This window comes from Micromonospora sp. NPDC005305 (assembly GCF_040607315.1).
Taxonomy (GTDB): Bacteria; Actinomycetota; Actinomycetes; order Mycobacteriales; family Micromonosporaceae; genus Micromonospora.
In genome coordinates this window covers 227,655-234,029 of record NZ_JBEXGL010000011.1, presented here as the reverse complement: position 1 = coordinate 234,029, position 6,375 = coordinate 227,655, and the positions used below count along the sequence as shown (strand labels likewise).

General features: G+C 73.2%; 6 protein-coding genes. 4 read left to right on the top strand and 2 right to left on the bottom strand.

Annotation, left to right across the window (positions count from 1 at the left end; all coding sequences use genetic code 11):
- Positions 1-136: 136 nt before the first annotated feature.
- Complete coding sequence (locus ABZS80_RS20520; RefSeq protein WP_355057985.1) at positions 137-1,501, bottom strand: hypothetical protein; 1,365 nt, start codon at positions 1,499-1,501, stop codon at positions 137-139.
- A 169-nt stretch (positions 1,502-1,670) separates the two neighbouring features.
- Positions 1,671-3,008 (bottom strand): NADP-specific glutamate dehydrogenase, encoded by a 1,338-nt coding sequence (gene gdhA / locus ABZS80_RS20515; RefSeq protein WP_355057983.1) that lies wholly within the window; start codon positions 3,006-3,008, stop codon positions 1,671-1,673.
- Between gdhA and ABZS80_RS20510 the strand changes: the two genes are divergently transcribed.
- The 4 genes from ABZS80_RS20510 to ABZS80_RS20495 all read left to right on the top strand — a co-directional run bounded on the left by ABZS80_RS20510 (position 2,968) and on the right by ABZS80_RS20495 (position 6,360).
- The gene (locus ABZS80_RS20510; protein WP_355057981.1) at positions 2,968-3,285 is read left to right on the top strand and encodes a hypothetical protein; all 318 of its coding nucleotides are present in this window, start codon (positions 2,968-2,970) and stop codon (positions 3,283-3,285) included. The two genes, gdhA and ABZS80_RS20510, sit on opposite strands and share 41 nt — an antisense overlap.
- Positions 3,286-3,722: 437 nt before the next feature.
- Positions 3,723-4,268: a hypothetical protein gene (locus tag ABZS80_RS20505; protein ID WP_355057979.1), complete on the top strand. Its 546-nt coding sequence runs from the start codon at positions 3,723-3,725 to the stop codon at positions 4,266-4,268.
- A 118-nt stretch (positions 4,269-4,386) separates the two neighbouring features.
- Complete coding sequence (locus ABZS80_RS20500) at positions 4,387-5,316, top strand: hypothetical protein (protein ID WP_355057977.1); 930 nt, start codon at positions 4,387-4,389, stop codon at positions 5,314-5,316.
- A gap of 72 nt (positions 5,317-5,388) precedes the next feature.
- A complete protein-coding gene (locus ABZS80_RS20495) occupies positions 5,389-6,360 on the top strand; it encodes a pirin family protein (RefSeq protein ID WP_355057975.1) in 972 nt (323 codons plus the stop codon).
- Positions 6,361-6,375: the final 15 nt, after the last annotated feature.

The window sequence follows — 6,375 nt, the reverse complement described above, 5'->3', positions numbered from 1 at the left end:
CCGGACGCCTACGCCCAGTGGGAGCAGCAGGCCACCGACATCGTCGCCCAGCACTGGAACAGCTGACCCAAACAACGACCGCTGGCCGGCACCCCCGAACACGGGGGTGCCGGCCAGCGGCGTATCTGGGAACGGGTCAGCAGGGTCCGTACAGGCGGCGCGTGCCCGAGCCGGCAGTCCAGGCGGCCGGGTCGCTGAACCGGCAGCCGAAGTCCGGCGCCGCCAGCGCCTTCCGATCGGTGACCGTGTCGCCGGCCGGGCGCTTGCCGGTGCGTACCCAGGAAATCAGGTCGTCCCAGGCGGCGCCGGCCTCGGCCGGGCTGAACTCGCAGTGCTGCGCGGCCCGGATGGCCCGCTGCACGACCAGCCGGCTGCGGCCGTGCCACGCGACGTCGCGGGCGTAGGCCTGCTCCATGCTGAACGGTACGAACAGGTCGCCCAGGTCGTGCAGGCTGAGCACCGGCACGGTGGGCCGGCCGCTGATCCGCGGCACCTCGGTCAGCGTCGGAGACAGCCGCTGCCACAGGTTCTCCGGTGCGACCCGCTGCACGGCGGCGTTGACGTTCACCGGACTGTTCGGGGAGTACCGGGTGAGCAGGTTCGTGGCGAGCTGACCGGGCCGCTGGGCGGGGGAGTCGCCGCCGTCGGTGACGGTGATGCTGAACAGGAAGTCCTTCCAGACCGCGAAGGCGGCGTCGGCGCCGGGCCGCGGGCCGCCGGACCGCTCGACGGTGATCGCCCGCAGTTGCTTGCCCAGGTCGTTGGTGGTGTCCGGGCCGCCCGGCTTCAGTTCGGCCAGCCCGAGCGCCGCCTGGATGCGCGGCACCGCGCCGGTCAGGTAGTCGTCCGGCGTCGGGTACGCGCGCACCCCGGCGAGAGCCTGCGCGACCAGGTTGTAGTCGAGGAAGAAGTCGAACAGCTCCTGGTCGCCGAGCACCCCGCACATGGGCAGCGCGCCGTCGTAGTAGTTCGGGTACTGCTCCAGGGAGCGGCCGATGATGTGCCCGCCCATCGAGACCCCGGCGATGAGCACCCGCCTGGGCCGCTTCACCGTGTCGGCGAAGAGGTCGGCCAGCTTCCGGGTGCCCAGCACGCCGGAGCGGATGTCGTAGCCGTTGCGGTCGTAGGAGGACGACGCCCAGGCGTACCCCTGCGCCAGCATCCGCTGCCGCAGGTCGTAGCCGGGCGGCTCGGGGGAGAGCACGGTGCCCTGGCCGCGGTAGCCGTGCGCCCACATCACCAGGTTGCCGTTCCACCTGGCGGGGGTCTCGATGATGAAGCCGGCGTGCGCGTGCACGCCCTGCCGGACGGTGGTGGTGGCGCCGTCGATCACCAGCGGCGCGAGCGGCGGATTGCTGATGGTGTAGCCGGGCAGCGGCTGGCTGCCGTCGTCCCGGTCGGCGGCGACGGCGGGCGCGGCGCCGGCGAGGCCGACCGCGACGGTGAGGGCCGCGCCGGCGGCGAGCAGCCGGCGCAGGAGGCGGGTGGATGAGGTCTGCATCGGTGCTCCCCCGGGGACGGGTGCCGCCGCCCTGGGACGGGGGCGGCCAGGCGGGACGGATGCCTACCGGCCGGTAGCGCCCCTGAACCTAGGACGGGCGTCGAAGGCTGTCAATCATTGACTGACCGAACGGTCAGCGAAGGTCGGCCGGTCCGCCCACAGTGGCCGCTCACACCAGACCGTGCGCCAGCATCGCCTCCGCCACCCGCCGGAACCCGTTGATGTTCGCCCCGGCCACGTAGTCGCCCGGCAGGCCGTACTCCTCGGCGGTGGCCCAGCAGCGGGCGTGGATGTCCCGCATCGTCTCCCGCAGCCGCTGCTCCGACTGGGCGAACGTCCACGAGTCGCGGCTGGCGTTCTGCTGCATCTCCAGCGCGCTCACCGCCACCCCGCCGGCGTTCGCGGCCTTGCCCGGGGCGAACCGTACCCCGGCCCGGCCCAGGATCCGCACCGCCTCCGGCGTGGTGGGCATGTTCGCCCCCTCGACCACCGCGACACAGCCGCCGGCCACCAGCGCCGCGGCCTCCGCGCCGCCGATCTCGTTCTGCGTCGCGCAGGGCAGCGCCAGATCGCAGGGCACCTCCCAGACGGTACGACCGGAGACCGCCACCGCGTGCGGCACGTGCCGCACGTAGTCGTCGAGCCGGGCCCGGCGCTGCTCCTTCAGCTCCCGCAGCAGGGCCAGGTCGATGCCCTTCTCGTCCAGCACGTAACCGTCCGAATCGGAGCAGGCCACCACCGTGCCGCCGAGCTGGTGCACCTTCTCGATGGCGTAGATGGCCACGTTGCCGGAACCGGAGACCACCACCCGCTTGCCGTCCAGGCTGTCCCCGGTCTGCTTCAGCATCTCCTCGGCGAAGAAGACCGCCCCGTAACCGGTCGCCTCCCGCCGCACCTGCGCGCCCCCGTACGCCAGCCCCTTGCCGGTGAGCACGCCCGACTCGTACCGGTTGGTGATCCGCTTGTACTGGCCGAACAGGTAGCCGATCTCCCGACCGCCCACCCCGATGTCCCCGGCCGGCACGTCGGTCTGCGCGCCGATGTGCCGGTACAGCTCGGTCATGAAACTCTGGCAGAACCGCATCACCTCCCGGTCCGAGCGGCCCTTCGGGTCGAAGTCCGCCCCGCCCTTGCCGCCGCCGATGGGCAGGCCGGTCAGCGCGTTCTTGAAGATCTGCTCGAAACCGAGGAACTTGACGATCCCCAGGTACACCGACGGGTGGAAGCGCAGCCCGCCCTTGAACGGACCGAGCGCGCTGTTGAACTCCACCCGGAAGCCGCGGTTCACCCGGACCCGGCCGTGGTCGTCCTCCCACGGCACCCGGAAGATGACCTGCCGCTCCGGCTCGCAGATCCGCTCGATGACGCACGCGTGCGCGTACTCCGGGTGGCGGGCCAGGGCCGGCCCGATGCTCTCCAGCACCTCCCGGACGGCCTGGTGGAACTCGGGCTCACCCGGGTTCCGCTTGACCACGTTCGCGAACACCGTCTCGACGGTCTCCGGCATCACGGACACGCCCCTTCCGGTTCCGGTGCCGGCCTCGTCGCCGCACCGCCCCGGGGTACGGATCGTCACGGTCGTCCGGTTCATTGAGCGGGTGGACGAGTTGATCTGGAAGACGGCGAGGGACGCCCGCGCCGTGGCTGCCGAACTGGCGGACGTGGCGTTCGAGAGCCTGGAGCTGGATGCGCGAAACCAGCTGTCGGCCTGCGCCCGGAAGGCGCGCACGCGGCGCGGCGGACCACGCCGGGCGGGCATCTCTGGCCGCCCCGACGCGGCGTGATGTCCGGTTCCCGCTCTGCCCGGGGCGGTGAGTGGAACGCTCTGTGTGTCTCCCGGGTCCGGATACGTCCATACCGTTCCACCGACGGTGCCGGTATGGGCGCGGTGTCCGGTTGCGGGGGTGACCGGCGGCATCCTGGCGGTGGAATGGCCGGCGGGCCGGGGTCGTTGTATCCGGGTGAACGGCCGAGGACCACGCCCCGCCTCCCGGGGTGACCCGCCGAGAGCGACCGTCCGCCGAGGCGGGACTGCCTGGCCGGGAATGACGGTGGCCGGTCGGTCGTTGTACATGGTCCCGGCGCGACGTAGAGGCTCTGCCCCGCGCGCTGGCTGATCCCCCTAAGACTTTCCCTTTGAGCGCCTGACGGTGCTTGCGCACACCAGCACTTTGCCGGCCCCCGTCGGCGTGTGTGCGCCAACCCCCAAGGAGCCTTTGTCATGAACACGATGCTGCGTAAGAGTGTGCTGGGTATTGCTGGTCTGGCTTTCACCGGTGGTGTCTTCGCCGGTCCGGTCGCCGCCCACGCCGACGCCCACCCGGTGGACACCAAGCCGGTGGCGGTGAGTGTGCAGGGCGCCCAGTCGCACATCGACCTGAACGACGAGCAGACCGCGAACGCGAAGGCGATCATCGCGGCGACGAAGAAGGCCGGCCTGCCCGAGCGGGCCGCGGTCATCTCCATCGCCACGAGCCTGCAGGAGTCGAAGCTGGAGAACCTCGGCCACCTCGGCGACGCCAATGACCACGACTCGCTGGGCCTGTTCCAGCAGCGCCCGACCAGCGGTTGGGGCACGCCGGAGCAGATCACCAACCCCGAGTACTCCACCCTGGCCTTCCTCAAGGGCCTGAAGCAGGTCGACGGCTGGGAGAGCATGCCGCTGACCGAGGCCGCGCAGACCGTGCAGGTCTCGGCCTACCCGGACGCCTACGCCCAGTGGGAGCAGCAGGCCACCGACATCGTCGCCCAGCACTGGAACAGCTGACACAAGCAAGCTGGCCGGCACCCCCAACACGGGGTGCCGGCCAGCGGCGTATCCAGGAATGAACTGAACCCGAAATGGAGACGTATCAGCGGACGGGGACCGGTGAGAGGGGACAACCATGACCGACCCTGAGCCGACCGGGTCGGGATGGTCCGGGGCCGCCCGCCTGCTGGCCGCCGCCGCGGTGCTGGTGGTGGCACTCGGCGTGGCGGCCGTCGTCGTGACGCTGTCCCACCCGAGCCGACTCGGAATCGCCTTCTCCGGCCAGGCGCCCCCGCAGGGCCAGGGCCGCCAGCCGACGCCGGCGGAGGGCGACCAGCCGGCGCCGATCGAGGGCCACGGGTCCACGCCGACCGAGGGCCAGCAGGTGACGCCCACCGACAGCCAGCGGCCCACGCCGGCCGAGGGCCGCCGGCCGGGCGGCGTGACCACTGCGGCGGAGGAGACGCTCACCGCCCCGCGCGGCGGCCGGCGGCTGGCCGACTTCGAGCTGGTCGACCCGCTGGCCAGCTTCACGCTGCGGGTCGCGGACCTGGGCGACGACCTGTACCGGATCGGCACGCCGGACGCTGCCGGTGTCACCCCGCGGCCGGAGGTGACCGGGGACCGGGTCCGGCTGCGCGTCCAGGACAACGGCCGGTCCGGGCCGGCCGCCGTCGAGGCGGTGCTGAACTCCCGGGTGACCTGGCGGCTGCGCCTGGCCGGCGGGGTCAGCGAGCAGCAACTCGACCTGGGCGCGGCCCGGCTGGCCGGGATCGACCTGGCAGGCGGGGCGTCCCGCACCGGGCTGCGGCTGCCGCCGTTGAGCGGCGCACTGACCGTACGCGTCAGCGGCGGCGTCAGCGAACTGACCGTGCTCGTTCCCGGCGGGTCGCCGGCCCGGGTCCGGGTCGGGGCCGGCGCCGCCTCGGTGGCCGTGTACGGCGACCGTCGCACCGGGGTGGCCGCCGGCCAGGTGGTCAGCTCACCCGGCTGGGACCAGGCCCGGATCCGGCTCGACCTCGACCTGGCGGCCGGCGCGAACACCGTGAGCGTCTCGGCCGGCTGAGCACGGCGTCTGGGGCCGTTGAGCGGGGCGAACACCGTGAGCGTCGCGGCCGGCTGAGCGTACAGTCGGGCGGTGGACCGTACCGAATCCCTGCCGGCGCAGACCCTCCCACCTGGCGTGGGCTCCACAGACCCGGGCAGCGTGCTGCTGCCCGGTCACGACGTGCCGTTGGGGCGCTACACCACGGTGCGCCGCCTGCTGCCGCAGCGGCAGCGGCGGCTGGTCGGCGCCTGGTGCTTCGTCGACCACTTCGGACCGGACGACGTGGCCGAGCGCCCCGGCATGGAGGTGCCGCCGCACCCGCACACCGGGCTGCAGACGGTCACCTGGCTGCTCGACGGGGAGATCCTGCACCGCGACAGCCTGGGCAACGTCCAGCCGATCCGGCCCGGCCAGCTCAACGTGATGACCTCGGGCCACGGCATCGCCCACTCGGAACGCTCGCCCCTGGTGCACCCGCCGGTGATGCACGGCGTGCAACTGTGGGTGGCGCTGCCCGACCCGGCCCGGGCCGGGTCGGCCGACTTCGCCCACCACGCCGACCTGCCCCGATGGCGCGACGGCGACCTGGACGTCACCCTGCTCGTCGGCGAGGTGGGCGGGGAGCGCTCCCCGGCCGTGGTGCACACTCCGCTGGTCGGCGCGCAGCTGGAGGTCCGCGGCCCGGCACCGGCCACGCTGCCGCTGCGCCGCGACTTCGAGTACGGGCTGCTCGCCATGTCCGGCTCCGCCGAGGTGGACGGGGTGGCCTTCGCCCCCGGCGCGCTGCTCTACCTGGGCGCCGGCCGGGACGCGCTGACCCTGCGGGCGGCACCGGGCAGCCGGCTGCTGCTGCTCGGCGGCACCCCGTTCGAGGAGCCGCTGGTCATGTGGTGGAACTTCGTGGGCCGGTCGCACGAGGAGGTCGTGGCCGCCCGCGAGGACTGGATGGCGGGCCGGCGGTTCGGCACGGTGGCCGACGACGCGGCGCCTCCCCTGCCCGCCCCGGCCCTGCCCACCACCCGGCTCAAGGCGCGGGACCGGCGCGGCGGCACGCTCGGCTGAATGCCCCGGCCCGCC

Coding starts and splice junctions, on each gene's coding strand:
- ABZS80_RS20520 (WP_355057985.1), bottom strand. CDS start 1,501: ATGCAGACCTCATCCACCCGCCTCCTGCGCCGGCTGCTCGCCGCCGGC.
- gdhA (WP_355057983.1), bottom strand. CDS start 3,008: ATGCCGGAGACCGTCGAGACGGTGTTCGCGAACGTGGTCAAGCGGAAC.
- ABZS80_RS20505 (WP_355057979.1), top strand. CDS start 3,723: ATGAACACGATGCTGCGTAAGAGTGTGCTGGGTATTGCTGGTCTGGCT.
- ABZS80_RS20500 (WP_355057977.1), top strand. CDS start 4,387: ATGACCGACCCTGAGCCGACCGGGTCGGGATGGTCCGGGGCCGCCCGC.